Here is a 26,645-nt window from a genome sequence, read left to right on the forward strand (position 1 = left end):
CCTCCGCAAGCGACATAGCACGCTGGCGAGATATTTCAATGATCGGCCGTTGACATGTCAGATTGACATTTCTAACATATCAAAAATGGAGAGGTTTGAGATGCCTGATATCGCGACGGATGTCCTAGTGGTTGGAGCGGGGGCTGCTGGGATCTCGGCTGCGATGGCGGCCGCGAAAGGCGGTGCATCCGTTCTTCTCGTGGACAAGAGTCTGATCGGACGCGGCGGCGCGACCATCATGGCGCAAATGACCGTCGCAGCCGCCCTGGGTGAGCTGGATGCGGATGATTGGCATCTTCATCTCGCCGACACGCTCAAGGCCGGACGCGGAATCTGCAACGCTGAGCTTGCTGGCATTCTCTGCCGTGAAGCGCCCGATCGGATTCGTGAGCTCGGATTCGTGGAACGTTGGTTGGGCACGCGATGAGAAAGGGCGCATCAAGGGCGTGCGGGCCCCTGGCCACAGTGTGAGGCGCTGCGTCTACGTCGATTTCCTGGACACTGGTCCCGCTATCGCCCAGACACTTCGTACCCAGGTATCGCGCGCAAAGGGCGTCAAACGCATAAGCAATTTATCGATCCGTGATCTCGTGTTGCACGAGGGGCGTGTCATCGGTGCCGTCGGTACCAACGCAGGCGACGGTCGGCATGTCGCGATCGCGGCCAAGGCGGTCATCCTGGCGGCTGGCGGCTTGACCAGGATATTCCAGCGTAACAGTGCGTCTCTGAACATGACCGGCGATTCCTATGCGATGGCGCTGCGCGCCGGAGCAGAGCTGGTCGATATGGAATTCCCGCAATTCTTCCCGATCGGGCATCTGGCTCCGCGCCTGGTGGGCATGGATCCAATCATGTGGGATCCGTTTCGTTACAAGCTTGGCGGCCGCCTGCTGAACGGCAACATGGAGGAATTCCTCGAGCGTTACGGCCTGAACGACGGGGGCGTCTATTCGGCCCCACGCGATGTGACGGCCTATGCCATCGTCAAGGAAAACGAAGCGGGCCGCGGATCGCCGTCCGGCGGTGCCTATCTCAGCTTCATGCACGTGCCGGAGCCGGAGTTGCGTGAAGCGTTCGGCCCGGCGATCGAGTTGCTGGCGCGCAACGGCATCGATCTGGCCAAGCGGTGCGTCGAGGTCGCGCCGATCGCCCACTATCACATGGGCGGAATCCGGGTGAACAGCCAAATGCAGTCCGGTGTGCCGGGCCTGTATGCGGCGGGAGAGGCAGTCGGCGGCGCGAACGGTGCTAACCGGCTTTCCGGGAATGCGCTTCCGGAAGCGCTCGTCTTCGGAGAGCGCGCCGGCCGGTTTGCGGCGATCGAAGTTAAGGAAAGCGAACTCGTCTGGAGCGAGGCGGCTGCGGCTCCAGCTCTTGCCGTGCTTCGTGACGTGGACCAGCGAGCCCAGTCGAGCGATGGCGCTGTGGCGCAAACCGCCCAGCTCTGGACCGACCTGCAGCAGCTCATGTGGAAGAAGGTTGGCCTGTCGCGTACCGAGCAATCGCTTTCCGAAGCGCTTGTCCGTCTCCGCCAGATGCGGGCGGAGTTTCCGAGCCTGACCTTGGGCTCCGGCAGCGCCTACAACATGACGATCGAAGAGTGGTTCGAACTGCGGAGCGCCCTGCAGGTCGCTGAGGCGATCACGCTCGCCGCGCTCAATCGCAACGAAAGCCGGGGCGCTCATCAGCGTCTGGATCATCCCGAAACGCAGGCGGACTACGAGCGCACTCAGGTCCTGCGCCTGGACGGCGACGCAATCACCAGCCGATGGATACCGCTGGTGCGGGACGCCATTGGTTTGCAATCCAACGCAAGCGAGATGAATTGATGACGACTTCTGTCACGCTGTCGGTAATGAGGGGCACGGGAGATGCGGATTCCACCCTGCAGGACTTCACCGTTCCCTATGTCGAAGGAATGTCGGTTCTGGATGCGCTGATCTGGCTTCGTGCCCACGTCGATCCGACGCTTGCGATTCGCTACAGCTGCATCAACGCGAACGCCTGCAAGGAGTGCTCCGTCATGGTCGATGGTGACGTCACTTACGCTTGCACAGCGCGCTTGACGCCGAAGGGCGCGAGGGTCGAGCCCCTCGAAGGCAAGCCGGTTATTCGCGATCTGGTCACCGACATCCTTCCCACAAAGGAACGCCTGTCAGCCGTGCTGGTCGCAAAGCGCTAGCGCTCCGTCTCCAATCAAGGAGGGCCCGATGGCCTTTGTCGTCACCAATTCCTGTATCCGATGCAAATTCCAGGACTGTTTGCAGTCCTGTCCGGCTACCTGCTTCTACGAAGGCCAGAACATGCTGGTCATCAATCAAGACGAGTGCATCGACTGCGGCGCCTGCGAGCCCGAATGTCCCGCCGAAGCGATCGTTCGCGACAACGCGCCTGGCGCGCAGCAGTGGGTCGAGTTCAATCGCAAATATGCAGCGGTCTGGCCCAAAATCCTCAAGCCCGGCGTCGTCCCCGACGATGCCGAGGACTGGGTGGGTACTGAAGGCAAGCTTGAAGCGCATTTCAACGCCGAGCCGGCGGCTCGCTGAGCGCCGGATCTGATCCGTGGGAGGAGCAATGACAAAAAGCGTCTGGATCCATGAACTGACATGGCCCAATATCGCCAAGTACCTCGAGACCGACGATCTCGCCATGGTCCCGATTGGGGCCACCGAGCAGCACGGGCATCACACGCCGCTGCTCGTCGACACCGCCTGGGCAAGCGATGTGTCCGAGATGGTCGCGCGCCGAGAGAACGTGCTGGTGGCGCCGCCGATGCACTTCGGCTGGTCTCCCCATCATCTGGCTTATCCAGGCGGCATCACGCTGCGGCCCGAAACCTTGGCGCAGGTTGCGGTCGATATCGGCGAGAGCCTGATCTCCCATGGCTTCCGGAAGATCATCTTCGTGAACGGAAACAGGGTGGCAAATCTTCCTCCCCTGCAGATCGCCATGGCGAAGCTGCGCTTCAAGACGAAGGCTTATGTCGCGATCATCGATACGCATCTGATCGCACGGAAGGAGGTCTGCGAGGCCGCGGGCAATGCGAGAGACGCATCGCATCACGCCGGCAACGTCGAAACCTCATTCATGTTGCATGCGCATCCCGATCTGGTGCGCGCGGACAAGATCATGAGCCTGCCCGAGCATCCGCTCGCCGATTTCGCGAGCAATTTTCCCATGGATCCGCCGCTCGATCAGAACATCGCATTCTGCCAACCGACGGCCGATGAATTCTACAAGCGAACTCAAGGTCACGGAACGTATTCGAATCCCGGCACCGCGTCGGCCGAGATCGGTCGCGCGGTCCTGGACGTCACCGTCGCGCGGGCAGAGCAGTTTATCGCGCAAGTGAAGAAGATCGACGTCGTCTGCGATCGGTGCCCGATTCCGATCTGATCGATAGCAGTCTTTTTCGAGGGTGGAGGTTTGGGGATGCAGCACGGCAATGAATTCTCGACGCTGAAGGTCGCGATCGTTGGTGCCGGACCGGCAGGCTTCTATGCGGCTGAGGCGCTCGCCGCTCTATGTCCCGGTTGCGAGGTCGATCTGATCGAGCGGCTTCCGACGCCTTATGGGCTGATCAGATCTGGCGTGGCACCCGATCACCAGACGACCAAGTCCATTCAGCAGACGTTCGAGCAGACCGCAAGCCGATCCAACCTGCGGTTCGTGGGCAATGTCGAGCTGGATCGTGACCTGAAGCTGGAGGAACTCGCGGACGTCTACGACGCGGTCGTTCTGGCTTGCGGCGCGCCTCACGACATGAAACTCGATATCCGCGGCGCAACTCTCAAAGGGGTTTACGGTGCTTCGGAATTCGTCGGCTGGTACAACGCGCACCCCGATCATGCGAACCTCGATCCGGATCTTTCCGCTCGCGGAGCCGTCATTATCGGAAACGGCAACGTGGCGCTCGACATCGCGCGTATCCTGACGAGGCCGGTCCGCGAGCTCGCCAGCACGGATATCGCCGAGCATGCGATCCAATGCATCGCGGGTTCGAAACTGACGGATGTTCACGTCGTCGGACGCCGTGGGCCGCTCGACGCGAAATTTACCAGCGTCGAGCTGCAGGAGCTGGGGCACCTGCAGGATGTCGTGGCGGTTGCAAGCTCCGATCAGATGCCTGAGGGCGTCGATGATGGCGTCCCTCCTCGGGAGCGTCGGGCAAAGGTCAAGAATCTCGAATGCTTCCGCGCGTTTGCAGAAGCCGATCCTGCCTCCGCGTCGCGCCGAATTCAGTTTCAGTTCAATGCGCGGCCCTACAACGTGCTGGGGACGGATCGCGTCGAGGCTGTTCGGTTCGAGCGCACGCGCGTCGAAAACGGTAGCGTGATCGGCACGGGGCAGCTGTTCAGGATCCCCTGCGGGCTCATCGTCACCGCGATCGGCTATCGCGCCCGTCCAGTAGGCGAACTGGCCCTTTCCGAAACAAAGGACCGGCTCCGAAACGATGATGGTCGAATTAAACCAGGGCTGTACGTGGTTGGGTGGCTGAAGCGAGGTCCTTCAGGCAAGATCGGAACGAACCGCGCGGACGGTGAGCAGATCGCCGAACGAATCCGCGTCGAGGTCAGTCCGGCGGGCAAGCCGGGTTTCGCTGCTCTACAGCAGGCTCTCCGGAGCCGCGGGCTCCGATGGACCGATTTCACCGATTGGAAAGCGATCGAGCGCGCGGAGATCGAGGCAGCCGCCGAAGGGGCCCCGCGCCGAAAATTCCCCAGTATCGATCGCATGCTTCAAATCTGCGCCGCGAAGTCGCCGGCCGTCGCCTCGCTTTAGCCGGAGCCCGTTCTGATGATCGATGGAACAGGAACAGTTTCACCTCAGCTATCCCGCCGCGGCCCGAACTGGCGCGTGGCAACGCGCGCGCTGAGCGGTCCCGAAGCCGTCGATGCGTGCAGCCAAGGTGGTCCGCGGGCGTCTTGGCTCCGCACTGCTTCGTCAGAACAAGTGCATCGCAGTTTCCGCATGCGTCGTTCATTTGAACGAAAAGAGCGCCAGAAGAGGCGCGGATACGGTGAACAACCACCAGCCTCCCGCGGCTACTGTACCGCCGGGCAGTTGACTTCACCGAGGATTGCATGACCGGAGCAGACAAAACGACTGTGGGTGCCGCCGATCCGTTCGCGGATTTCAGGAGGAGCCTCACGCGGAGCGACCTTCTGCCGTGGCTCGCGACCGATTTGATCGGGCACGATGCGGAGCTCGTCGGCCCGTTCGGGCCAAAGACCCTCGTCTATGCGGACTATGTCGCATCCGGTCGTGCCCTGTCGGTCGTCGAGAACTTCATTCTCGAAAAGGTTCTCCCCTATTACGCGAACAGTCATACGGAGGCCTCCTATTGCGGCGGAGCGATGACGAGACTGCGTCGCGCTGCCCGATCCGTCGTCGCCGCTTGCTGCGGCGCGGATGAGCGGTACGCGGTCATCTTCACCGGGTCGGGAGCGACGTCCGGCCTCAATCGGCTGGTAAATCTGTTCGCGGTGAAGACCAATTCCGGCGTCATTCCCCGCGTGATCATCGGGCCCTACGAGCACCACTCGAACATCTTGCCCTGGCGCGAAAGCGGCGCCGAGATCATCGAGATCGAAGAGGCGCCCGCGGGCGGTCCCGATCTCGTCCAGTTCGACGCCGCGCTCGAAGGAGCGGCAGGCCGCCCGATCGTCTGTGCATTTTCCGCCGCATCCAACGTTACGGGCATTACGTCCGACGTCGTCGAGATTACGCGAAGAGCAAAACGGGCGGGCGCGAAGATCATTTGGGACTACGCTGGCGGCGGGCCCTACTTGCCGATCGCCATGCAGCCGGCGAGCGATGCGGAAATCGATGCGCTCGTCGTCTCTCCGCACAAATTCATAGGTGGGCCCGCTGCCTCGGGAGTCTTGATCGTCCGCATAGACGCCGTCCTTGCAAGCACACCGACTTGGCCGGGCGGCGGTACGGTGAAGTTCGTCACGCCAACGACGCACGATTACAGCGACGATCTGGAAGCGCGTGAAGAGAGCGGGACGCCGAACGTCGTCGGCGACATCAGGGTTGCATTGGCCTTCCTCGTGAAGGAAGCGATCGGCCAGGCTACCATGGACATGCTCAACACGGTCCTCAGGACCGGGGCCTTGGCCGCCTGGCGAAAGCTCGAGCGCATCGAGCTGCTGGGCAATCAGCAAGCTGCCGGCCTGCCAATCTTCTCGTTCAGGATCAAGGACGGGCAGGGCGGCTACATTCACCAGCAGCTCGTGACCCGACTTCTGAGCGACAGGTACGGCATTCAGGCGCGTGGCGGTTGCGCCTGCGCGGGGCCGTATGCGCATCGGTTGCTGTGCATCGATGATGCGGAATCCAGCGAGCTGCGGGCGGCTATCGCCGACGGCGACGAGGTGCGGAAGCCGGGATTCACCCGTCTCAATTTCAGCGTTCTGCTCTCCGACGAGAAGGTCGAGTTCATCTTGAAGTCCGTCGCCGAGCTCTCTCAGAACGCAACGCTTTATTCGAGCAACTATACCGTCGATGCGAGCAGGGCGATCTTCAGTCCCCGCGCGAGCGCAGGGCTGTCCGGGGAATCTATGCATAACAGAAGCTGATCTGGTCGGGGGAGCTTCTGTCGCGGGCAGCGGATGGGTTCACCTTGGGAGGTCGGTCGATGTCGGCGATTGGTTTTCGTGCGAACAGCGACGCGGCGACAAGACCTGCGAAGCGGATAGCCGGCATGATTAGACGACTTTCGCGTGCGGCGATCCGCAGCAGCAGATAGGCGATCATGGCGGCGAGGATTTGCAGACGGACCGCGTTCTCGGAGCGGCCGAGAAATTTGCGAAGCTTGAGGTGCTGCTTGATCCAGCGGAACAACAGCTCGATCTGCCAGCGTGTTTTGTAAAGCGCAGCGATTTCGATGGCCGAACGCTTCAGATCGTTGGTGATGAGGGTCAGTTTTGTACCGTCATCGCGTTTGAGGCGTATGCGGCGCATCGGAACAGCAAGTTTGGAGCTGCTGAGGAGCTTTACCTCAGCATCGTCGATGATTTTAAAGCCCTTCCCCTTTTGTTTCCGCAGCTTCCGCCAGCGTGTAGCTCTGAAGCGCAGATTCTTCTTCTGGCGGGTGACGAAGCAGGCGCCCGCGTCGTGAAGCCGTGTCCACCAGGCATAACTGCAATAGGCCTTGTCGAACACATAGGTGGCGCCGGCCTCGATCGGGAATTGCTGGGCTGGTGTGACGTCATTGACCGTCGACGGCGTGATCGCCAGACGGCGCGGATGATCCGAGCCGGGATCGTAAACCACGTGAAGCTTGAGACCACGGGTACGTCCGTTCCAACCGGCCCAGGTGCTGAGTTGATCCAGCGGCACCGGCGTCGCATCGATCAGCCGCAGCATCTCGGCACCCTCCCGCTTCAGCGCTCGGTCGGCATGCCCAGACAATCGCTCAAAGACTTCTGCGAAGATACTGACCGGCCGTCGGGCATTGGCATCCGCAAGCGTCGAGCGCGCCAATTTGCCGACACCAAGATGGTAGTGATGATGCGAATTGGCGTTCCAGATCGCCTCAAGGGCACGCAAGCTGTCGACGCCACTGAGCTGGGAGAATATCAATGCGACAAGATGATCCCAGCTGTCGAACGTCTTGTCGTAGGCATCGCCATCCAAACGATCCACAGTCGTCTGAAACTGCCGCCGATTGATCGGTTCAAGCAGCCTTCCAAAAATGCTATCGCTAAACCGCATGCCCGGCCCCTTTCTGAGTCTCGACAACCAGAAAGTACCTGCTTCAAGCCGGGAAAACCCGGGCATGCTCCGCGACACAGTGAATCATTCCCCGGACAGCCCTGCGCGCGAGCGTCGATCCGCAAGCCTGGGTGTTGCCGGAGGCGGTGTAGCGATAGTCGGTCTTCGCGGGCCGTTGCGAAAAGAGGACGTAGGAAGGACAGATGCCCGTTTCCGAACCCGGAAAGACCGATGTGCGAGGGTTCTTCGACCCGCGCACGTGGAGTATCCAGTACGTGGTCGCCGATCCCGCCACGCGGGAGTGCGCGATCATCGATCCCGTGCTGGACTACGACGAGAAGTCGGGCTCGACCGGGACGCTCAACGCGGACAAGATCCTGTCCTATGTGGCCGAGCGCAATCTGAAGGTCGCCTACATCCTCGATACCCATCCGCACGCCGATCATTTCTCGGCAGCGCAATATCTCAAGAGAAAGACCGGCGCACCGACGGCGATAGGCAAGCACGTCATCGAGGTGCAGAAGCTCTGGAGGGATATCTACAATTCGGCCGGTCTCCTCACCGACGGATCGCAATGGGATCATCTGTTCGCCGATGGCGAGCGCTTCTCTGTGGGCTCGATGGAAGCGCGGGTGTTGTTCTCGCCCGGGCATACCCTCGCGTCGATAACCTACATCATCGGGGACGCCGCGTTCGTGCATGACACGATGTTCATGCCCGACAGCGGAACGGCACGCGCTGACTTTCCGGGCGGAAGTGCATCGCAACTCTGGACGTCGATCCAGAAGATTCTCGAACTGCCCAACGCCACCCGTGTCTTCACCGGCCAGGATTATCAGCCGGGCGGGCGCGAGCCGCGCTGGGAAAGCACGATCGGGGAGCAGAAGTCCCTCAATCCTCACCTGCATGGCCAAAGCCAGGACGAGTTCGTCGCGATGCGAGAGGCGAGGGATCGGACGCTGCCGATGCCGAAGCTGATCCTTCACGCCTTGCAGGTCAACATCAACGGGGGCCAGTTGCCCACCCCCGAGCGGAATGGCCGGCGCTACCTCAAGATCCCGCTGAACGCGCTGGGAGATGCGGTATGGGGCTGACCTTGGAATCCTCGGGCGGTCATGGGATCGGCGCGCGCGTCTTGCGCAAGGAAGACGATCGCTATTTGCGCGGCCGCGGTCAGTATGTCGCGGACATCCGCTTGCCGAGAATGCAGGACGTGGCTTTCGTCCGGAGTCCGGTTGCGCATGCCCGCATCCGGGGGATTTCCGTTCCCGAGGAATACCGCGACTTTGTCTTCTCGGCGTCCGACCTAGCCGACGTGAAGCCGATCCGTGCGGTCACGGCACTGCCGGGCTTCAAGGTGTCCGAACAGCCCGTGCTCGCGAGCGGCAAGGTGCGCTATGTCGGCGAGCTCGTGGCCATGTGCGTCGCGCCAACCCGTGCCGAGGCCGAAGATATCGCCGCGCAGGTGACGCTGGACCTCGAAGAGCTCCCGGCCGTGTACGACATGCTGCAGGCTTGCGACCCGGGCTCGCCGCTCGTTCACGAGCAATGGGGCGATAACATCTTCCTGAAGTCCAAGTACGAGAGGGATGTCGAGGCGGCATTCGACGCTCCGATCAAGGTGACGCGGGAAATTTCGACGTCCCGGCAGTGCATGGCGCCGATGGAAGGCCGCGGCGTGGTCGCGACGTTCGACCACAGGTTCGAGCAACTCACGCTCCATACCGCGACGCAGATGCCGCACATCGTGCGCAGCGGCGTTTCGGATTGTCTCGGGCTGGAGCACGGCAAGATCCGGATCGTATCGCCCGATGTTGGCGGCGGCTTCGGCTACAAGGGCATTTTGTCGCCGGAGGAAGTATGCCTCGGCTGGCTGGCGATGCGATGCGGTCATCCCGTTCGCTGGATCGAGGATCGACGGGAGCATCTCGTCGCGAACGCCAATTGCCGCGAGCACCATTACAAGATCACGGTCTACGCCGATCGCGACGGCATGCTGCGCGGCATAGATTGCGATGCTCACGTGGATTCCGGGGCCTATTCATCGTACCCGTTTTCGGCATGCCTGGAATCGGGGCAGGTCGTGAGCGTATTGCCCGGCCCGTACATCATGCCTTCTTATCGCTGCAGCGCGCGATCGGTCGCCACCAACAAATGTCCGATCCTGCCGTATCGCGGCGTCGCGCGCACCGGCGTTTGCTTCGCGCTCGAGATCATGTTGGACGCGATTGCCGCCGAGGCAGGACTCGAGCCTGGCGAAGTCCGGCTGCGGAATTTGGTCCGTCCCGACCAGATGCCGTTCGAGAACATCACCGGAAAGCACTTCGATAGCGGCGACTATCCCGAGGCGTTGCGCAGGGCGCTCGCCGCTATCGACGTCGCTGCCGTGCGCGAACGGCAGCGCAAGGGCGAAGCGGACGGTCGCCTGATCGGCGTCGGCATGGCGATCTACTGCGAGCAGGCCGCTCACGGCACCTCGGTCTATGCCGGTTGGGGCATTCCGATGGTGCCCGGACACGAGCAGGCCAATGTCAGGCTGACGCCGGACGGCGGGCTGGAGATCAAGGTGGGCGTGCACTCGCACGGACAGGGCATGGAGACGACCCTGTCGCAGGTGGCCCATGAGGTGCTTGGCATCGATCTGGCGAGGATCAAGCTGGTGCACGGCGACACGGCCTTCACGCCCTACTCGACCGGCACTTGGGGTTCACGCTCGATGGTGATGGCCGGAGGCGCTGTGTCGTGCGCATGCAGCAAACTCGGCGAACGGATGCGGAAGATCGGGGCCAAGCTACTACAGCTTGATCCGTCGGACGTCCGGCTGAGTGCTGGAAAGGTCGAGGGTGCAAGCGGAAGCGTCACGATCGACGAGATCGCCAAGACTTGGTATCGGCGACCGCAGGACTTGCCGGCAGACGTCGATCCGGCTGGTCTGGAGACGACGGCCGGATACAAGCCACAACGCGACACCGGCGTGTTCAGCTATGCAGCGCACGCGGTGACGGTCGCGGTCGATCCGGAGCTCGGGAACGTGAAGATCCTGGACTACGTGGTCGTTGAGGACGGCGGTGTGCTCGTCAATCCGATGGTCGTCGATGGGCAGATCCTCGGCGGCCTCGCGCAGGGTATCGGAACGGCGCTTTACGAGGAGATGCCGTTCGATTCGGCTGCGCAGCCGCTTGCAACTACCCTTGCCGATTACCTGCTGCCGGGGCAACGGAGATACCGGATCCAACACTCGAGCATATCGAGACACCCTCGCCATACACCTTGTTCGGCGCAAAGGGCATCGGCGAGGGCGGTGCGATCGCGCCGCCGGCTGCCATCGCCAACGCGATCAACGACGCGCTGCGGCCGCTGGGCGCAGAGCTGCTGCGCAGTCCGATGTCGCCGCGCCGCGTCATCGAAAGCATTCTTGCTGCACGGGCTCGGAGCGCCACATGAAACCGGCTTCCTTCAGCTATGAGCGTCCCGCAAATGTCGCATCCGCGCTCGAGGTGCTCGGATCGGCCAGCGGAATGGTCAAGGTCATGGCTGGCGGGCAATCGCTCGGGCCGATGCTGAATCTTCGGCTCGCGGCGCCCGATCTCATCATGGACATCGCTGGGTTGAGCGAGCTCGAGCATGCGGCGACCGATAAAGGCGAACTCGTCATCGGGGCGTGCGTCACCCATGCCGATATCGAAGATGGACGTATCCCCGACGTCACGCGCGGCGCGATGAGCCGGGTCGCTGCGGCGATCGCCTATCGCGCGGTGCGCAACCGCGGCACCATCGGTGGCTCGCTTGCACATGCCGATCCGTCGGCGGATTGGATCTCGGCGCTGCTCGCTTTGGGAGCAAAGGCGGTTCTGCGAAGCAGCAAGGGCTCGCGCAAAATTGCCATGTCCGACTTCGTGGTCGGCGCGCTCGAAACGACCCTGCAACCCGGCGAGCTGATAGAGCAGATCCGCGTGCCCGCGACGAGTCCATCTTCCCGTTGGGCTTATGTCAAAGCGTGTCGCAAGACCGGCGAATTTGCGCATGCGATCGGCTCGGTGCTGATCGAGCCGGAAGCGGGGACGGCCAGGATCGTCATTGGCGCCACCGAGACCGCTCCGATGCTCGTGAAGGACGCTGCCGAACTCTTCGGTGGACGCATCACCGGCGAGTTCAAGGCACAGTTCGACGTCCGGGTCGCGGACCGTCTCCTGCTTCAGGCCGGCATGTCGGATCCCTGTGACCGGCAGGTCCATCTTACGGTGCTGCGCCGCGCCGTCATGGAGGCTGCCGCATGACCAATCTCTCGCTGACGGTCAACGGACGCGCCGTCGAAGCCGCCATCGAAGCACGCACCAATCTTGCGGATTTCGTCCGCGAAAAGCTCGACCTGACCGGAACCCACACCGGTTGCGAGCATGGCGTCTGCGGCGCATGCACCATGATCGTCGATGGCATGCCGGTGCGATCATGCATCACTTTCGCGGTCGCCTGCGGCCGCGCCAGCATTACGACCATCGAAGGCCTGGACGAAGACGAGATTGCCGCCGAACTCCGTACAGCCTTCAGTCGCGAGCATGCGCTGCAATGCGGCTATTGCACGCCCGGCATGCTCGTTTCGGCGCGAGACCTCGTGCTGCGGTTGCCGGACGCGGACGAGGAGCAAATCCGCATTGGGATGAGCGGCAATCTGTGCCGATGCACCGGCTATGTCGGGATCGTGCGAGCTGTACGCGCGGTGATCGCGAGCCGCCGCGAACGTGGTATCGCGCCCGTCCCGGGCGCCGGCCGCGAGCAGCTTGGACCCGCCGGTGCCGGTCACAAATCCGGTGCGAGCGTCTCCGACCGGAAATCGAAGCGCGCGAAGGCGTCGGTGACGCCGGCGAAAATCGAGATCCCGGATTTCGCGCCGACGGTCGTCTTTGAGCAGCGTTTCGATGTCGCCCACGCACCTGACCGCGTGTTCGATTTCTTCGGTGACGTTGCGGCGGTCGCGAGCTGCCTGCCTGGTGCCGTGCTCAACGAGGATGCTACGCCCGAGCACGTCAATGGCGCGTTTCGGGTCAAGATCGGACCGATCACCGCATCGTTCAACGGTAGCGCGCGAATCGAACGCGATATCGAATCGCGGTCCGGCCGCATCGTGGGCGTGGGAGCGGATCAGCGCTCTCGATCTTCCACGCAAGGCGAGATTCGCTATCGCGTGGTTTCTCTCGACGACGCGGCCAAGACGCGCGTCGAGCTTACGATCGGATACAGCCTGAAAGGCATGCTCGCCCAGGTCGGTCGTCCCGGACTGGTGCGCGACCTCGCCAGCCGATTGATTTCCGAGTTCGCCGGCAACGTCAATCGACATCTTGCGGGCGCGCCTGCCGCGGCAGACCCGCGAATGGCGTCGAGCTTGAATGCCTTTTCCCTGATCCTGGGTCTCGTGAGCTCGCAAGCGAAGCGTCTGCTTCGACGGTTGACGGGAGGCGATTAGAACTTTCTGGAGTGCGGTCTCCATTCGCCGGGGGAAGTCCGAAGTGTGTAACCACAGTAAGACTGGAGAGCGGAATGAAACGTACTACAATGTTTGCGATCGCAATTGCGCTTGTTTGCGCTCATGGCGCCGCCCTTGCGCAGACGATTAAGATAGGCGTCAACCAGCCGTTGACCGGTGCGTTTGCCGCGTCCGGCAATTTCGTTGTCGGCGGAGCGCGGATCGCTGCCGACGAAATCAACGCCAAGGGCGGCGTTCTCGGAAAAAAGATCGAGCTGGTCATCGAGGACAACAAGAGCAATCCGACGGAAGCCGCAGCCGTCGCTGAGAAGCTCATCACGAGCGACAAGACGCCGGTTCTGATGGGCGCGTGGGGCTCCAATCTCACTCTCGCGGTGATGCCCAAGCTGGTCGAATACGCGATCCCAATGATCGTCGAGACTTCCTCGGCCGCCAAGATTACGACGCAGGGAAATCCCTACGTCTTCCGGATTTCGGCGCCCGCCGCGGTGGAGGCCGACGCCTTGGGCAAGCTCGTCGGAAAGCTCGGCATCAAGAAAGCGGACTTCCTTGCCATCAATAACGATTGGGGCCGCAACACGGTTGATGAATTCGGCAAGATGTTCGGCAATAACGGCGTGCAGGTCGGAACTGTCCAGTTCATGGATCAGTCGGCGCAGGACATGAGTGCCCAACTTGCCAAGCTGAAGGACACGGACGCCAACACGCTGATCGTCACCGCTGCGGTGGACCAGCTGACTCTGATCTTCAAGCAGGCTGCGGCCCTTGGAATGAAGAAGCGGATTATCACGACGGGCGGTGCGCAGAATCCCGATCAGCTCATTCAGCAGGCAGGCGCCGCTGCGAACGACACGATGCATCTGGCGACGTTCGTGCCCTGGTTTCCGGAGGAACTCCAAATCCCGAAGGCACCAAATACCTGGTTGGCGAGTGGCAAAAGCGCGGCTTCACGCCGGCTGGCGTCGCCGAGGGATTCCGCGGCTATGACGGGATCCGCACCGCGGTAGCCGCGATCGAGAAGGCCGGAACGACCGAACCTGCCCCGATCACCAAGGCGCTGTGGCAAGTCAAGGTTCAGGGCCTGAACGGGGACATCAGCTTCGAGAAGGTCGGACCAGCCGGCCGGGAAAGCGGACAAAGCACGCCGCGGGTGTTCCTGCTCCAGATCGCCGACGGGAAGATCACGGTGCCGGCCCTCTAATTCGCAATGGATGACGAACGTTCTCGCACGAGGTGCGACTGACGCCACGCGTGTCGCTTGCAGAGTGGTGAGTCCGCTCTGCAAGGGGGCAGTCGTAACGGTGCGAGGCTCATGCTTCAATGCGGAGAAGGATATGGATGAACTTGCGCAACATCTCGTAAACGCCGTCTTGATCGGTGGTGCCTATGCCTTGCTCGGCATCGGCCTCACCCTGATCTTCGGCATCATGAATGTGGTCAACTTCGCGCACGGCGTCCTGTACATGTTCGGCGCGTACGTGATGTACATGGTTACGCAGCAATTCGGCGTGAGCTTCTTCATGGGCCTTCCGTTCGCCGTCGTGGCCGGATGGCTTCTCGGAGCTCTGATTGAGCTCACCTTACTGCGTCCATTGCGAGGGTCCGACGTCGACACGACCATGCTCGTCATGATCGGCGCCTGGATAGCCATGCAGGCAGGTGCGCTGTGGATCTGGGGCGGGGTCGCGAAGTCGGTGGCGCCTCCGTTCTCTGACAAGCCGCTGGTGCTCGGCCCGGTCTCCGTTTCCTGGTTGTGGCTGTTCGTCCTGGCCGCAGTCGTCGTCCTGATCGGCGGGACATATTTCGTGATAGATCGAACGAAGCTCGGTCGCGCGATGCGTGCCACCTTTCAAGATGAGAGCACGGCGGCTCTGATGGGGGTCAACGTCAATCTTATCTACACCTCGACCTTTGCGATCGGATCGAGCCTAGCCGCCGCGGCCGGCGCGCTGCTCGGACCGGTCTACGTCATATTCCCGCAAATGGGGGATCTTGCCGTCGCCAAGTCGTTCGCCGTCGTCATTCTCGGCGGGCTCGGCAGCATCAGCGGCGCGGTGATCGGCGGCTTCGCGCTGGCCCTCGCGGAAGAGCTCGGTGCCGGCTACGTCTCGTCGGGATATCGGGACGCCATGGGTTTTCTCATCATCATCGCCGTTCTGCTGTTCAAGCCGACGGGACTGTTCGCCAGAGTGGAGCGCGTCGGATGAACAGGTTCACGGTATTCGTCGTCGGGGTGCTGGTGTTCGCATCGATCCCGCTTTGGCTCAGCGATCCATATCTGCTGAACACGCTGGTCACGACCGGCATCTTCATCATTGCCGCCATGAGCTTCAACCTGCTATTGGGCTACACGGGGCAGCTCAGTCTTGGCCATACGGCGTTCTTCGGCATCGGAGCCTATGTCAGCGCGCTGACATCGCTGGGGTTCGACGTCGGCTTGCCCGGCGGGTTTCGTATCGTTCACGAGCCGTGGCCTGCCGTGACGGGTTTTGCTCTTGCGGTCGTCGCAACGGCATTGTGCGGCTATTTCGTCGGACGACTGTCGTTCCGCGTGCGTGGGGCTTATTTCGTCATCGTAAGCATTTCGTTCGCGGAGGTGATGCGGCTCATCGCCCTGAACTGGGTTGAACTCACTCAGGGACCGCTTGCCCTGACGGGCATTCCGTTCTTTACGCTGGAATTGCCGGGCGTGGGCAGCTTCGCGCTGCGGACCAAGAGCCAGAACTTCTACGTCGTGCTTGCGATCGGAGCCGCGGCCTATCTGTTGATCTCGCGACTGGTCCATTCTCCGTTTGGCCGAGCGATGCGGGCGCTGAAGGAAAACGAGACGCTCGCCGTTTCGGCGGGGGTCGATGTTACGCGTACGCTGACGCTCGCGACCGTCATCTCCGCGGCTATCGCGGGCGCGGCCGGCAGTCTCTATGCCCATTACATCCGGATCATCGATCCCGAAGTGTTCATGTTCCTCAACACCGTGACAATGGTCATCATGGTCGTCAGCGGCGGCAAGGGCTCTCTGGCGGGACCGGTGGTCGGTGGATTGATATTCGGGCTGTTGCCGGTGGCGTTGCGTCCGATCATGGCGCCTGAGGCGCAGTGGATCACCTACGGTGTCGTGCTGATCGTGATCCTGTTCGTGCTGCCGCGCGGCATCGTCCCCTCGCTCGCCGAGCGCTTTCGCGGCCGCGTAGGAAAGCCCACTGCGGTAGGTCTATTCCAGCGGAACGCCGAGGAGCGTGCGTGATCATGACAACTCCGGCACTTTCAATCGAGCATGTCGGCGTGCAGTTCGGCGGCCTGACGGCACTCTCGGACCTCAATTTCAGCGTGGGCGAAGGCGAGATCGTTAGCCTGATTGGACCCAACGGGGCCGGCAAGACCACCGCGTTCAACATCATGACCGGGTTCCTCACGCCTACGCGAGGACAAGTGCGCTATCGCGGCGCCGTACTTGCCGGATTGAAGCCGCATCAGATCGCGCATCTTGGCCTGATCCGCACGTTCCAGCGGACGAGCGTCTTTCCGAATGACACGGTCTTCGAGAATGTGCTGATTGGCCTGCATCGGCGGAATGCGGTCTCGCTGCCCGCCTCCATCTTCGGCTTGCCGGGCGCGCAATTGTCCGAGCGAGCGCTACGGGAGCAGGCGGACGAGATCATCGAGTGGGTGGGGCTGAGCGCGAGGCGCGACGACTTGGCTGGGTCCCTGTCCTATGGCGAGCAGCGATTGGTCGGTGTCGCCTTCGCGCTCGCGGCGGAGCCATCGATGCTGCTGCTCGATGAGCCCGTGTCGGGCATGAATGCGTCTGAAACCCATGCGTTCGTGCAATTGATCCGCAGCATTCGCGAGCGGGGAACGACGGTACTGCTCGTCGAGCACGACATGCCGATGGTCATGAGCGTTTCGGATCGCATCGTCGTGCTGAACTACGGGCGTATCATCGCCGAAGGAGGTCCAGATTTCATCCGAAACAATCCGGACGTGATCGAAGCGTATCTCGGAAAGGGCGTGCGGCATGCTTAAGATCAGCGACATGGTCTGCTGCTACGGCCATGTGACGGCTCTCAAAGGAATCTCGCTTGAGGTCGCGGCCGGACAGCTGGTGGCGCTGATCGGTGCCAATGGGGCTGGCAAGAGCACAACACTGCGTGCAGTTTCGGGCCTGATGACACCCAGTTCCGGCGCGATGACCTTCGACGGGCAGGACATCACGCGCGTCGGAGCCAGGCAGGTGCTCAAGCGCGGCATCGCTCACTGCCCGGAGGGCAGACGCGTGTTTCCGCAAATGAGCGTTGAGGAAAATCTCGAAATGGGCGCCTATCTCCGTTCGGACGGTGCGGGTGTCAGATCGGACGCCGAACGCATCTATGGCATGTTCCCGCGCCTTGCGGAGCGGCGGCGGCAGGTGGCCGGCACGCTCTCCGGCGGCGAGCAGCAGATGCTGGCGATCGGCCGGGCGTTGATGTCGCGGCCCCGACTTGTCTTGTTTGACGAGCCGTCGCTCGGGCTCGCTCCCAATATCGTCGAACAGACATTCGACATTATCCGGGAGATCAGGAAGGCAGGCACTACCGTGCTCCTCGTCGAGCAGAACGCATTCGCGGCGCTCGAGATGTGCGACTACGCGTACCTGCTGGAATCCGGTCGAGTGGTGCTGTCCGGATCCGGTGCCGAACTGATCAAGAACGACCATGTTCGCAAGGCCTATCTTGGTGCCTAGATATGATCCGGAAAAGCGCGAAGCGTTCTTTCCGGAAGGGGGCGTGCTCGAACAATGAAGTGCGAGCATGATACGCTTCCACCTGATCGTATCTTGATCCAGGAGGCGTCGAGCGAGCTGACCATGTGAGACGACCGAAATGGATGACGGGCTGATCAAGCTTGACAAGATCGATCTGAAGATTCTCTCGCGTCTTCAGAACGACGGCACGCTGTCGCAGCGGGATCTCGCCGACCGGGTCGGACTGTCGCTCAACGCCTGCTGGAGACGGCTACAGAGACTGAACAGCGCCGGCATCATCCTCGGCACGAGCAGTCAAATCGATCTGGCGGCGCTCGGGATTGACCTGACGATCTTTGTGATGATCAGAACGCGACATCACACCAAGGAATGGACAGATCGATTTCGGAAGTATGTCGAGCGGCAGCCGGAGGTGATCGACTTCCATCGTATAGGCGGCGACTGGGACTATATGATCAAGGTCGCGGCCAATGGGATCAGCGGCTACGACAATTTCTATCAGCGTTTGATAACGAGTTTCGACTTCGACCGCATAACCGGTCTGTTCTCGATGGAAGCCATCGTCAACAATCGCGCCATTGATCTGGTGCGGTTGACCGCGTCCAGCGTCAGGGCAGTCCCCAAACGTGCGCTGATCGAAATATCTGACCACGAGCCCACGCTCAATGGCCGAGAGCTAGTGTAGGTAACGAAGCCATAGCGATCCAGAACGCGATACATCGTATCTATCTCGGCCGCGCGCGCCATAGACGTTCATAACCGGGACCACGGCGCAGATCATGATCGACTTGGCCGATGTGATGCTGCCAGGAAGCGCAAAGAGCCAAGCGACTGGTCGCCTGACAAGGATGTTGGTGAACGTCGTGGTGTTCGAAGACGAACCACAGTTTCCTAATCATTGACGGTACCGGAAGCAGAGCATGAGCGGCGGTCGTTATGGCGAAGCACGTGCGCCCACTTAATCGATTGATTCCGATAGTTGCCGAAGCAGGGATTCTTCCGAGCGGCAAGAATTTTCCTGTGAATTCAAGATCAAAAGGATCGGGCGGGTATCCCGGCGGGATTTGTCCGTCAGCGATGAGAAATTGTGCTTGCAGATCAACGCGGAAACGGCGTCATGAATGATTGAGTGGGAGTAGGGCTAGCGGCGGCCTTCGCGTAGTTTGGCGTATTTCGGGGCGCGTTCTCGTTCTCTTTCTTCGACGTCGAGGTGGTCGGCCGGAGTTGCATGCTTCGATTTAATCCGGCCGAAGCCGATATCCCAGTGTTCTTACGCGGACGGCGTACTGCTGGGCATTTTAGCGTGCAGAAAGGCGAGCGCGTCTTCATCGCGAACTCGATCTACTCACAGACATCGCGCTAGCTTTGGACAAGGCGTAGCCGCATTCGTTGCGTCCAAGTGCCTCAGATGCGAAACCTAGCCTGTCAGACTGGTCTTTTTGCTCATCGACCAGGAGTTTCCTCGGATATGTCGAGGACGACGTTTCCTACGACATCTCCGCGTTCTATCATGTCGTGGGCTTCGGCGATCGCTTCGAGTGGCAAGCGGCGCGCTATGGCGTGGACCAACCGTCGTTCGCTCAGGATCTTGGTCAATTCGGCGACGCCGGCCAGTCGATCTGCGTCAGAAATATCATAGATCAGGAACAGGCGCAGCGTGATCGAGTTCTGCATCAGCCAGAGGCTGGGCAGAGCCAACTCGTTGGCCGACATGCCATACACCACGACCGTGCCGTGTGGACGAAGCAGGAGGGGATACAGCTTCGCGTTCGACGTCAGGTCGAGCTCAATGATTGTGTCGACGCCGCGCCCCTGGGTGATGTCTCTGACGCGCGCGCCGACATCCTCGGTCCTGTAGTTGACGACGTGATCCGCCCCGACGCGTCTGGCATGCTGCGCCTTGGCGTCCCCGCTGACCGTTGTGATGACCGTGGCGCCGCGCAGCTTGGCTAACTGGATAGCATAGTGGGCGACCGATCCCGCGCCGCCGGCGACCAGCACGGTCGCGTGTTGGTCGATGTTGGCAAGGCGAACGGCCTGGACCGCGGTCAGGGCAGGGATGCCGAGGCAGGCACCCTCGTCGTAGCCGACATTGGCCGGTAGCTGCACCGCCTGCGCGCTCGGCAGCACGATGTATTGGGCCGCGGTGCCGTGCGGACGCTTCCATTGGCCGTTCCAGACCCAGACGCGTTCGCCGACGCGATCGGCAACGCCGGGACCGACGGCGTCGATATCCCCGGCGCCGTCGCTGTGCGGAATCACCAGCGGCGCGGCGAGCCCCCGGCCAAATCCGCCACGGCGAACCTTCCAGTCGGAAGGGTTCACGCCAGAGATCCGCAGCTTGACGCGGACTTCTCCCGGTCCCGGTGCTGGGGTCGGCTGTTCGCCGATCTGCAGGACCTCATGCGCCGGACCCTGCCGTGTATAGAATGCTGCGCGCATCGCTAGTGCCTTTCAGTTGGATGATTCAAAGGTGAAAGCACGCCTCATTGCGCCGTCGCGCCGCCGTCGACTTTGAGGCTGGTGCCGGTGACGAGCCGGGCGGCGGGTGAGGCGAGGTAGACGACCGCTTCGGCGACGTCCTTTGGCGCGGCGATCCGCTTCAGCGGAATGGTGTCCATCGCAAACTGGCGATACGACGCATCTTGCAGGAATGGCGCAGTCATCGATGTCTCGACAATGGTCGGGGCGACGGCATTGACCCGGATGTCATGTGCGGCGAGCTCGATGGCCATCGCCTTGGTCAAGCCTTCGATGGCATGCTTGGTCATGCAATAGACACTGCGTTTGGCGGCTCCGACGTGACCCATCTGAGACGAGATGTGGATGATCGCGCCACCGCGTCGCCGTGCAATCATGGACCTGGCGACCGCCTGCGAAGTCTTGAACGCCGAGCGGACGTTGAGCATGAGGAGCAGGTCGAGTGTCGCATCGTCGACTTCGTCGATGGCCTGAAGCCGATTGGTACCGGCATTGTTGACGAGTACGTCGATGTTGGAGTTCGACTCCAGCTCGCGCCAGAACGCCTGCTCGGTGACATCGGCCTGTCGGGTCTCGAGCCGGGGGCCTGCTTCCTCCTTGAGATCGTCAAGGTCGCGCCGGGTCCGGGCAACGGCCACGACGCGGGCGCCGGCCTGCGCGCTGGACAGCGCGCAGGCGCGGCCGATGCCGCGGCCGGCGCCGGTTACCAGCACAGTCAGGCCATTGAGTGGTGATGCACGGTCCATCACAGGTCTCCATGATTCATTCGGGTGAGTGCGCAGGCGTCTGTTGCTTGCCGCACCGCGCTAGAACGCCACGCGCGCCGCACCTTTGAGCGCGAGCATGTCCCTCGCTTCGTCGGCGCTTGCGACCTCAAGTCCGAGGCCCTCGATGATCTTGCGGGCGAGGGTGACCTGCTCGGCATTGGATCGCGCCAGGCGGCCTCTGCCGGACCAAAGCGAATCCTCAAGCCCTACGCGGACGTGACCGCCCATGGCGGCGGCCATTGCCGCAATTCGCATTTGTGCGGATCCGGCACCCAGCACCGACCAACGATACTGAGCGCCAAACAGCCGGTCGGCTGTCCGCTTCATCTGCATCACATCTTCGGGGTGGGTGCCGATGCCGCCGAGGATGCCGAACACCGACTGCACGAACAGCGGCGGACGCACCAGCCCGCAGTCAAGAAAATGCGCGAGATTGTAGAGATGCCCGATGTCGTAGCACTCGAACTCGAACCTTGTGTCGCTGCCGTAGCAAGTCTCGAGGATGTATTCGATATCTTTGAACGAATTGCGGAACACGAGATCGCGCGTTGCTTCCAGATGCTGGCGTTCCCATTCGAATTTGAAGTCGTTGTAGCGGTCAAGCAGCTGGAAGAGTCCGAAATTGATGGAGCCCATGTTGAGCGAGGCGACTTCCGGCTTAAAGCGGGCCGCAGGTTGGACCCGCTCCTCGACCTTCATGTAGGGGCTGCCGCCCGTGGTGAGGTTAATCACCGCACCGCAGCGCTGCTTGAGGCGGGGCAGGAACCTGGCAAAGCCTTCCGAGGTCTGATCGGGCTTTCCGGTTTCGGGATCGCGCGCATGCAGGTGCAGGATGGCGGCTCCCGCCTCGATGGCGGCGACGGCCTCATCGATGATCTGATCCGGCGTGATCGGCAAATGCGGCGACATGGAAGGGGTGTGGATCGCCCCTGTGATGGCGCAGGTGATGATGACTTTTGATGTCATGGCGCGGTGTTCGTTCTGGTTGGCACGATCGGCACGAGCAGGTGTGAAGGGCAGGCGGGCCCGGCGTGCAAAGTCACCCTGCCGCCGAAGATGGAGGCCGGCCGATCGCGGGGATCGTCGTGCAGGAACGGTCCGCAGCCACGCATCTCGTTGCGGATATTGGAAAGGCGGGCCGATGGGCCGGAATACTCGTAGTCCTTGCCGCGCACGGTGAGCGCCAGCCGGTAACCCGCCGGCACGACGATCGAGGTCGGCCAGATCTCGATGTCGAGCTCGTAGATGCGGCCGGGTTGAAGAGGCTCGATCTCGTCATGCGGATGATACGGCCGATAGATCGTCGATTGCCGTGGATCGAGCTTGCGATGCGATGCGCGCAGCCAGCCTTGCGCGATCGGCGTGTGCGGATCGAGCGCGCCCTGGAATACCACCTCTTTCATGTCGGGCGAGAACAGCCGGAGAACCAGGAACAGGTCGGCGTCGGTGGTCTCAGAAGAGACGAACAGCTTTGCCGCAAGCGGTCCGGTGATCTCCAGCTCGCGATCCTGCGCCGGGAGCAGGAATGTAGCGCCATCGCCCAGCCCGTCGTAGCTGTGGCTTGCCTGCAGCTCGGGTTGATAGGGGAGCAGGACCAGGTTGCTGCAATTGAGGAACAGCTTGCGCCACTCGGTGCGCGCGATCGGCCATTGCTGTTCGCTACGCGGCTCGAAGCGATCGACGTGGCGTACCCAGAGCTGGACCGGCGGCTCCTTGTCCCATCCGTTGGCTTCGCCCTTGAGGAAATGGTCGAAGAAGCGCTTTTGAACGTCCACGCCGCAGTTCGAGTAGAACTCGGTCCAGTGCTCGCGGCCGTGGACTTCCAGCCATTTGTGTTTGGACGCAGCGCGGAGGAATCCCTCGATATTGCCTCGCAGGTGCAACCCGTTGCCGCCCCAATTGGCTGCGGACAGCAAGGGCACATCGATCTGGTCCCACTGCGCGGACCGCTCCTTGTAAAACGGATCCCAGAGCGGACGGGAATCAGACGTCTTCACCGAGATCGCTACAGCTTGCCGCGAGTTCAGCGGCGTCCAGCGTCTCCGGACCGCAGACCAGATCGCCCGTGACGACGCTGCGTGGGCCGCGGCGACCGAGGCCATGCTGGACCGACGTGACCTGCTGGCGGTACCAGTTGGCGAGGAACGTGCAATAGATGCCGCCGTGATGGCTGACGTCGCGATAGAAATCGGCCGCGCCTTCCCAGACGCAGATCGCCGCAAGGTGAGGCGGGCGCAGCGACGCCACCTGCCATTGGTTCATGCCGTAATAGGAAATGCCGTTGAGGCCGACCTTGCCGTTTGACCAGGGCTGCGCCGCGGCCCACTCGATGCAGGCGTAGAAGTCGCGGCTCTCGCGTCCTGACCAGGGCTCGATGTGACCGGGCGACCGCCCGGCACCACGTCCGTCGACCCTCACGCAGGCGTAGCCATCCGGCACCCAACGTTCGGGATCGACGACTTCCCAGTTTTGATAGAGGCCGCTCGATCCATGCGTGACCTCCGGGAAGTGCTCGACCATCTGCTGCCACGCCGAGGGATAGCCCTGCTGAAACGACAAACCCTTGGCGTAGGGCCCGTAGCTCATGACGACCGGGCAGGCGGCGCTGCCCGGCGGGCGAAACACATCTGCCCGCAGCACGACCCCGTCATCCATCGCGATCGGCACGTCCCATTCGACGATCATGCCGTCCCGCCGCTCGACCCGGTGAGGATCGGCTGCAACGGGCTGCTCCATCAGCGACATCTCTTCACTCCCTCGCATTCGATTGTCCTTTCCGGTCTATTGCGGCAGCGCGTCGTCCCTGGTCTCGCGGCCGATGGTGACCGCGAGCAGGCTGAGCAGCGCAAAGCAGGTCATCACGCCGGCCGCCTTGCTGAAATTTCCGCCGAACGGCGCGACCAGCAGGCCCGCGACAAGCGGTCCGAAGCTCGTAATGATGCGTCCGGTCCCGTTGCAGAACGACAATGCAGTGGCGCGAACGTGCGTCGGGAAGAGCTCCGGTACGTAGATGGCGTGGCCGGAGAACACGCCCCAGACGAAGTAGCCGAACAGCGGCAGCAGGCAGGGATAGAGGGCGTGGTGGTCGACACCGAAGTAGAGGTAGAGGCCGACGGCCAGCGTTCCGAGGTTGTAGAAGGCGATGGTGGCGCGGCGGCCGATCCGGTCGGCAATAAAGCCGAATGTCGCGTAACCGAGGATGCCCCCGATGCTCCAGAGCTGCATATTGTGGCTGACGATCGCGATCGCCTCGGCGCCGTTGATCGCTTCCTTGTCCAGCATCAGGCTCTGGATCGTGGGCAGCCAGATCAGGCTCGTCCAGATCGACAGTAGCGTGCCGAGGCAAAACATCAGTCCGATGATGGTGTTGAAGATCAGCTTGCGTCCAAAGAGCTGCATCGGAACGAACCGAAGAAATTCGCGATCGGCATCCGACAAGCTGCCTCCGGCGAGCCTGGCGCGCGATCGCCGCGCCTGCACCGCGGCAAACAACTCTGGTTCGGCCACGCCGCGGCGGAGCAGGAACAGCAGCAGTGCCGGTGCGATGCCCGCTGCGAACACGTAGCGCCAGCCCAGCGGCGCGAGCAGGCCGTACACGGATGCCCCGAGCAGGCTGCCGAACGCGCCGCCGGTCATCATAATCCCGGTAATCTTGGCGCGGTACGGCCCGCTGAGCGCCTCCGCGAGCAGCGGGATTCCGACGATAATCTCGGCGCCTGCGCCGACGCCGGCGAGAAAGCGGAAGAGGCCGAGCTGTAGCGGCGTCTGGGCGAGCCCCTGCAGGCCGGTGAACACGCTGAAGATCAGGATGCTGACGGCCAATGTCCGCAGCCGGCCGGCATAGTCAGCCACGATCCCGAACACGAAGCCGCCAATGGCCCATCCCAACAGGCCGACCATGCTGAGCAGACCGCCGATGCGGCCAAGCTCGGCAAGGTTCGCCTGGCTGCCGAGCAGCTCAGAGAGTGCCGGGCGCAGCACAAAGGAGAACAGCCCGAAATCGGTGGAATCGAGAATCCAGCCCAGCCACACCACCGCAAAGACGCGCCATTGATACGGGGTGATGTCGCGGACCCAGTCCAGCGGGCGCGCATCTACCGTGGTCGTCTCAGCTGCCGAAGGCTGCTTCATTGCCGGTCTCCCTGTCGGACGAATTTCTTGACGTCGTCTCGAGCGAGGGGATAGCGGTCCGCACCTTGTCGCAGGAAATACTATCTCGGCATGACGGTCATAACGCGATGCTGATCACGGCGGTCAGGGCAGCAGCTTCGCCATTGTCCAGCTGCCGGAGGCGATCTGGGTGGCGATGGTCTCGCGCAGGGTCGCCTTGAGCTGCTCTCCGGCCGCCGACAAGGGCTGTTCGCGCGACTGGACGAGCGCCCACGACACATCGAGGTGCCGGATCGGCGCGAGGCTGACGCGCCCCTCGCGGAGGAAGCGGTAGGCCGAGCAAAATGGCAGAGTGGCGAAGCCGAGCCCGGCTTCGACCGCGAGCACGATCAGGGTCGGAGAGTTTCCCTCGAACGCAACATGAAGCGGGATCTTCCGCTCGGCCATTGCTGTTTCAAGGATCAGCCGAAGGCTGTTTGGTCGTCCCGGGACGATCAGCGACTTCGTCGCCACCTCCTCGAGCGCAACCGGTGCAGCCGGATCGAGACCGGCGGATCTGGGGCCAATCAGGCACAGCGGCTCACGCAAGAACTCGGTGCTCTCGAGTGTTGCCAGCGGCTCGACGTTGGTCACGACCGCCAGGTCAGCCTTTCCGAGGTGAACCATCGACCAGGCATTCAGGACGCCACTGATGCCCTCGATGACGCGCAGCAGCACGCCCGGGTGACGCTCCCGATATCGGGCGACCGCCGGTAATGTCACGAGTTCGAGCATGGATGGCGGCATCGCCACCGTCACCTCGCCGCTCGGCTCGTTGAACTCGTCGCGCACCTCCTGCCGCACCCGATCAACGTGCTGCAGGAGGCCAACGGCGCGATCGCGCAACAGCATCCCGGCGCTGGTCAAGGCAACTCCGCGATCGGAGCGCTGGAACAGCGCAACTCCGACTTCTTCCTCAAGCTGGCGCACATGACGGGACAGCGCAGGCTGTGCGATGTGCAGCAATGTCGCCGCACGCGTCACACTTCCAAGCTCGGCAATCTGAAGAAAAAAGCGAAGCTGCTTGATGTTCATGATCAAGAAGGCGTGTCACTATCCTGTCATCGGCCAATCGCGGACGGACGCCGAGAGTTGCTCATACAATCTGTTCCTGGCCCTGCCGTTGACGCAAGTACCTCCGACAGCTTCGGCGTTTCGCTTGAGAATGTCTACTTCTTATGACCGGAAACGCGCCAACATTGGCCCGTGGTCTCGCCGTTCAAGAGGCGAAAGGGATCGGCTTGGGCTCATCGGCGCGCCATCCCGAATCAGGCGTTGACGTCGCTCGCAATCGGGCTGTTGA

At 62.2% G+C, this 26,645-nt stretch carries 24 protein-coding genes and 2 pseudogenes; 18 read left to right on the forward strand and 8 right to left on the reverse strand.

Annotated elements, in window-relative coordinates:
- Nucleotides 1-100 precede the first annotated feature (100 nt).
- From ACSKB8_RS28960 to ACSKB8_RS28990, 7 genes are all read left to right on the forward strand, one after another.
- Complete coding sequence (locus ACSKB8_RS28960) at nt 101-427, forward strand: FAD-dependent oxidoreductase (protein ID WP_438107858.1); 327 nt, start codon at nt 101-103, stop codon at nt 425-427.
- Nucleotides 387-1,829, forward strand: a complete 1,443-nt coding sequence (locus ACSKB8_RS28965) for an FAD-binding protein (protein ID WP_438107859.1) — start codon at nt 387-389, stop codon at nt 1,827-1,829. The genes ACSKB8_RS28960 and ACSKB8_RS28965 overlap by 41 nt, the downstream gene beginning before the upstream one ends.
- Nucleotides 1,829-2,182: a 2Fe-2S iron-sulfur cluster-binding protein gene (locus ACSKB8_RS28970; RefSeq protein ID WP_438107860.1), complete on the forward strand. Its 354-nt coding sequence runs from the start codon at nt 1,829-1,831 to the stop codon at nt 2,180-2,182. Before ACSKB8_RS28965 ends, ACSKB8_RS28970 begins: the two co-directional genes overlap by 1 nt.
- 28 nt (nt 2,183-2,210) lie before the next feature.
- Entirely contained in the window at nt 2,211-2,546 is a 336-nt protein-coding gene (locus ACSKB8_RS28975; RefSeq protein ID WP_438107861.1) for a DUF3470 domain-containing protein, read from the forward strand.
- 28 nt (nt 2,547-2,574) lie between these two features.
- Nucleotides 2,575-3,396 carry a creatininase family protein gene (locus ACSKB8_RS28980; RefSeq protein ID WP_438107862.1) on the forward strand — a complete coding sequence of 274 codons (822 nt, stop codon included), beginning with the start codon at nt 2,575-2,577 and terminating at the stop codon, nt 3,394-3,396.
- Nucleotides 3,397-3,432: 36 nt separating this feature from the next.
- The gene (locus ACSKB8_RS28985) at nt 3,433-4,782 is read left to right on the forward strand and encodes an FAD-dependent oxidoreductase (RefSeq protein WP_438107863.1); all 1,350 of its coding nucleotides are present in this window, start codon (nt 3,433-3,435) and stop codon (nt 4,780-4,782) included.
- Nucleotides 4,783-5,084: 302 nt separating this feature from the next.
- Nucleotides 5,085-6,584: an aminotransferase class V-fold PLP-dependent enzyme gene (locus ACSKB8_RS28990; RefSeq protein WP_438107864.1), complete on the forward strand. Its 1,500-nt coding sequence runs from the start codon at nt 5,085-5,087 to the stop codon at nt 6,582-6,584.
- Here ACSKB8_RS28990 and ACSKB8_RS28995 read toward each other — a convergent pair.
- A complete protein-coding gene (locus ACSKB8_RS28995; RefSeq protein WP_438103250.1) occupies nt 6,565-7,722 on the reverse strand; it encodes an IS4 family transposase in 1,158 nt (385 codons plus the stop codon). The two genes, ACSKB8_RS28990 and ACSKB8_RS28995, sit on opposite strands and share 20 nt — an antisense overlap.
- Nucleotides 7,723-7,925: 203 nt before the next feature.
- Between ACSKB8_RS28995 and ACSKB8_RS29000 the strand changes: the two genes are divergently transcribed.
- The 11 genes and pseudogenes from ACSKB8_RS29000 to ACSKB8_RS29050 all read left to right on the forward strand — a co-directional run bounded on the left by ACSKB8_RS29000 (nt 7,926) and on the right by ACSKB8_RS29050 (nt 18,847).
- Nucleotides 7,926-8,816 (forward strand): MBL fold metallo-hydrolase, encoded by an 891-nt coding sequence (locus ACSKB8_RS29000; RefSeq protein WP_438107865.1) that lies wholly within the window; start codon nt 7,926-7,928, stop codon nt 8,814-8,816.
- A pseudogene (locus ACSKB8_RS29005) lies at nt 8,807-11,166 on the forward strand (xanthine dehydrogenase family protein molybdopterin-binding subunit). The gene ACSKB8_RS29000 and the pseudogene ACSKB8_RS29005 overlap by 10 nt, the downstream one beginning before the upstream one ends.
- On the forward strand, nt 11,163-11,999 hold the full coding sequence (locus ACSKB8_RS29010) for an FAD binding domain-containing protein (RefSeq protein ID WP_438107866.1): 837 nt from the start codon (nt 11,163-11,165) through the stop codon (nt 11,997-11,999). Before ACSKB8_RS29005 ends, ACSKB8_RS29010 begins: the two are co-directional and overlap by 4 nt.
- Nucleotides 11,996-13,183, forward strand: a complete 1,188-nt coding sequence (locus tag ACSKB8_RS29015) for a xanthine dehydrogenase family Fe-S subunit (protein WP_438107867.1) — start codon at nt 11,996-11,998, stop codon at nt 13,181-13,183. Before ACSKB8_RS29010 ends, ACSKB8_RS29015 begins: the two co-directional genes overlap by 4 nt.
- Before the next feature lie 74 nt (nt 13,184-13,257).
- Nucleotides 13,258-14,405, forward strand: a pseudogene (locus ACSKB8_RS29020) (ABC transporter substrate-binding protein).
- Nucleotides 14,406-14,538: 133 nt separating this feature from the next.
- The gene (locus ACSKB8_RS29025) at nt 14,539-15,411 is read left to right on the forward strand and encodes a branched-chain amino acid ABC transporter permease (protein ID WP_438107868.1); all 873 of its coding nucleotides are present in this window, start codon (nt 14,539-14,541) and stop codon (nt 15,409-15,411) included.
- Complete coding sequence (locus ACSKB8_RS29030) at nt 15,408-16,448, forward strand: branched-chain amino acid ABC transporter permease (RefSeq protein WP_438107869.1); 1,041 nt, start codon at nt 15,408-15,410, stop codon at nt 16,446-16,448. Before ACSKB8_RS29025 ends, ACSKB8_RS29030 begins: the two co-directional genes overlap by 4 nt.
- A 2-nt stretch (nt 16,449-16,450) precedes the next feature.
- Nucleotides 16,451-17,227 carry an ABC transporter ATP-binding protein gene (locus tag ACSKB8_RS29035; RefSeq protein WP_438110713.1) on the forward strand — a complete coding sequence of 259 codons (777 nt, stop codon included), beginning with the start codon at nt 16,451-16,453 and terminating at the stop codon, nt 17,225-17,227.
- A complete protein-coding gene (locus ACSKB8_RS29040) occupies nt 17,220-17,924 on the forward strand; it encodes an ABC transporter ATP-binding protein (protein ID WP_438107870.1) in 705 nt (234 codons plus the stop codon). The genes ACSKB8_RS29035 and ACSKB8_RS29040 overlap by 8 nt, the downstream gene beginning before the upstream one ends.
- 139 nt (nt 17,925-18,063) lie before the next feature.
- Nucleotides 18,064-18,630 carry an Lrp/AsnC family transcriptional regulator gene (locus ACSKB8_RS29045; protein ID WP_438107871.1) on the forward strand — a complete coding sequence of 189 codons (567 nt, stop codon included), beginning with the start codon at nt 18,064-18,066 and terminating at the stop codon, nt 18,628-18,630.
- Between the two features lie 94 nt (nt 18,631-18,724).
- Nucleotides 18,725-18,847, forward strand: a complete 123-nt coding sequence (locus ACSKB8_RS29050) for a hypothetical protein (RefSeq protein WP_438107872.1) — start codon at nt 18,725-18,727, stop codon at nt 18,845-18,847.
- Between the two features lie 541 nt (nt 18,848-19,388).
- Here the strand turns inward: ACSKB8_RS29050 and ACSKB8_RS29055 are convergent.
- From ACSKB8_RS29055 to ACSKB8_RS29085, 7 genes are all read right to left on the reverse strand, one after another.
- The gene (locus ACSKB8_RS29055) at nt 19,389-20,387 is read right to left on the reverse strand and encodes an NADPH:quinone reductase (RefSeq protein ID WP_438107873.1); all 999 of its coding nucleotides are present in this window, start codon (nt 20,385-20,387) and stop codon (nt 19,389-19,391) included.
- A gap of 44 nt (nt 20,388-20,431) precedes the next feature.
- Nucleotides 20,432-21,172: an SDR family NAD(P)-dependent oxidoreductase gene (locus tag ACSKB8_RS29060; protein ID WP_438107874.1), complete on the reverse strand. Its 741-nt coding sequence runs from the start codon at nt 21,170-21,172 to the stop codon at nt 20,432-20,434.
- Between the two features lie 60 nt (nt 21,173-21,232).
- Nucleotides 21,233-22,159: a 3-keto-5-aminohexanoate cleavage protein gene (locus ACSKB8_RS29065; protein ID WP_438107875.1), complete on the reverse strand. Its 927-nt coding sequence runs from the start codon at nt 22,157-22,159 to the stop codon at nt 21,233-21,235.
- A complete protein-coding gene (locus tag ACSKB8_RS29070) occupies nt 22,156-23,190 on the reverse strand; it encodes a CocE/NonD family hydrolase C-terminal non-catalytic domain-containing protein (protein WP_438107876.1) in 1,035 nt (344 codons plus the stop codon). The genes ACSKB8_RS29065 and ACSKB8_RS29070 overlap by 4 nt, the downstream gene beginning before the upstream one ends.
- On the reverse strand, nt 23,177-23,938 hold the full coding sequence (locus ACSKB8_RS29075; protein WP_438107877.1) for a CocE/NonD family hydrolase: 762 nt from the start codon (nt 23,936-23,938) through the stop codon (nt 23,177-23,179). The genes ACSKB8_RS29070 and ACSKB8_RS29075 overlap by 14 nt, the downstream gene beginning before the upstream one ends.
- 36 nt (nt 23,939-23,974) lie before the next feature.
- Nucleotides 23,975-25,324 carry an MFS transporter gene (locus tag ACSKB8_RS29080; protein WP_438107878.1) on the reverse strand — a complete coding sequence of 450 codons (1,350 nt, stop codon included), beginning with the start codon at nt 25,322-25,324 and terminating at the stop codon, nt 23,975-23,977.
- Nucleotides 25,325-25,447: 123 nt separating this feature from the next.
- Complete coding sequence (locus ACSKB8_RS29085; protein ID WP_438110715.1) at nt 25,448-26,377, reverse strand: LysR family transcriptional regulator; 930 nt, start codon at nt 26,375-26,377, stop codon at nt 25,448-25,450.
- Nucleotides 26,378-26,645: the final 268 nt, after the last annotated feature.

It is taken from the genome of Bradyrhizobium sp. BR 1432 (assembly GCF_051547705.1).
Taxonomy (GTDB): Bacteria; Pseudomonadota; Alphaproteobacteria; order Rhizobiales; family Xanthobacteraceae; genus Bradyrhizobium; species Bradyrhizobium zhanjiangense.

What these genes read in the sequence shown, in the direction of transcription:
- ACSKB8_RS28960 (WP_438107858.1), top strand. Translation starts at nt 101, where the DNA reads ATGCCTGATATCGCGACGGATGTCCTAGTGGTTGGAGCGGGGGCTGCT.
- ACSKB8_RS28970 (WP_438107860.1), top strand. Translation starts at nt 1,829, where the DNA reads ATGACGACTTCTGTCACGCTGTCGGTAATGAGGGGCACGGGAGATGCG.
- ACSKB8_RS28975 (WP_438107861.1), top strand. Translation starts at nt 2,211, where the DNA reads ATGGCCTTTGTCGTCACCAATTCCTGTATCCGATGCAAATTCCAGGAC.
- ACSKB8_RS28980 (WP_438107862.1), top strand. Translation starts at nt 2,575, where the DNA reads ATGACAAAAAGCGTCTGGATCCATGAACTGACATGGCCCAATATCGCC.
- ACSKB8_RS28985 (WP_438107863.1), top strand. Translation starts at nt 3,433, where the DNA reads ATGCAGCACGGCAATGAATTCTCGACGCTGAAGGTCGCGATCGTTGGT.
- ACSKB8_RS28990 (WP_438107864.1), top strand. Translation starts at nt 5,085, where the DNA reads ATGACCGGAGCAGACAAAACGACTGTGGGTGCCGCCGATCCGTTCGCG.
- ACSKB8_RS28995 (WP_438103250.1), bottom strand. Translation starts at nt 7,722, where the DNA reads ATGCGGTTTAGCGATAGCATTTTTGGAAGGCTGCTTGAACCGATCAAT.
- ACSKB8_RS29000 (WP_438107865.1), top strand. Translation starts at nt 7,926, where the DNA reads ATGCCCGTTTCCGAACCCGGAAAGACCGATGTGCGAGGGTTCTTCGAC.
- ACSKB8_RS29010 (WP_438107866.1), top strand. Translation starts at nt 11,163, where the DNA reads ATGAAACCGGCTTCCTTCAGCTATGAGCGTCCCGCAAATGTCGCATCC.
- ACSKB8_RS29015 (WP_438107867.1), top strand. Translation starts at nt 11,996, where the DNA reads ATGACCAATCTCTCGCTGACGGTCAACGGACGCGCCGTCGAAGCCGCC.
- ACSKB8_RS29025 (WP_438107868.1), top strand. Translation starts at nt 14,539, where the DNA reads ATGGATGAACTTGCGCAACATCTCGTAAACGCCGTCTTGATCGGTGGT.
- ACSKB8_RS29030 (WP_438107869.1), top strand. Translation starts at nt 15,408, where the DNA reads ATGAACAGGTTCACGGTATTCGTCGTCGGGGTGCTGGTGTTCGCATCG.
- ACSKB8_RS29035 (WP_438110713.1), top strand. Translation starts at nt 16,451, where the DNA reads ATGACAACTCCGGCACTTTCAATCGAGCATGTCGGCGTGCAGTTCGGC.
- ACSKB8_RS29040 (WP_438107870.1), top strand. Translation starts at nt 17,220, where the DNA reads ATGCTTAAGATCAGCGACATGGTCTGCTGCTACGGCCATGTGACGGCT.
- ACSKB8_RS29045 (WP_438107871.1), top strand. Translation starts at nt 18,064, where the DNA reads ATGGATGACGGGCTGATCAAGCTTGACAAGATCGATCTGAAGATTCTC.
- ACSKB8_RS29050 (WP_438107872.1), top strand. Translation starts at nt 18,725, where the DNA reads ATGATCGACTTGGCCGATGTGATGCTGCCAGGAAGCGCAAAGAGCCAA.
- ACSKB8_RS29055 (WP_438107873.1), bottom strand. Translation starts at nt 20,387, where the DNA reads ATGCGCGCAGCATTCTATACACGGCAGGGTCCGGCGCATGAGGTCCTG.
- ACSKB8_RS29060 (WP_438107874.1), bottom strand. Translation starts at nt 21,172, where the DNA reads ATGGACCGTGCATCACCACTCAATGGCCTGACTGTGCTGGTAACCGGC.
- ACSKB8_RS29065 (WP_438107875.1), bottom strand. Translation starts at nt 22,159, where the DNA reads ATGACATCAAAAGTCATCATCACCTGCGCCATCACAGGGGCGATCCAC.
- ACSKB8_RS29075 (WP_438107877.1), bottom strand. Translation starts at nt 23,938, where the DNA reads ATGTCGCTGATGGAGCAGCCCGTTGCAGCCGATCCTCACCGGGTCGAG.
- ACSKB8_RS29080 (WP_438107878.1), bottom strand. Translation starts at nt 25,324, where the DNA reads ATGAAGCAGCCTTCGGCAGCTGAGACGACCACGGTAGATGCGCGCCCG.
- ACSKB8_RS29085 (WP_438110715.1), bottom strand. Translation starts at nt 26,377, where the DNA reads ATGAACATCAAGCAGCTTCGCTTTTTTCTTCAGATTGCCGAGCTTGGA.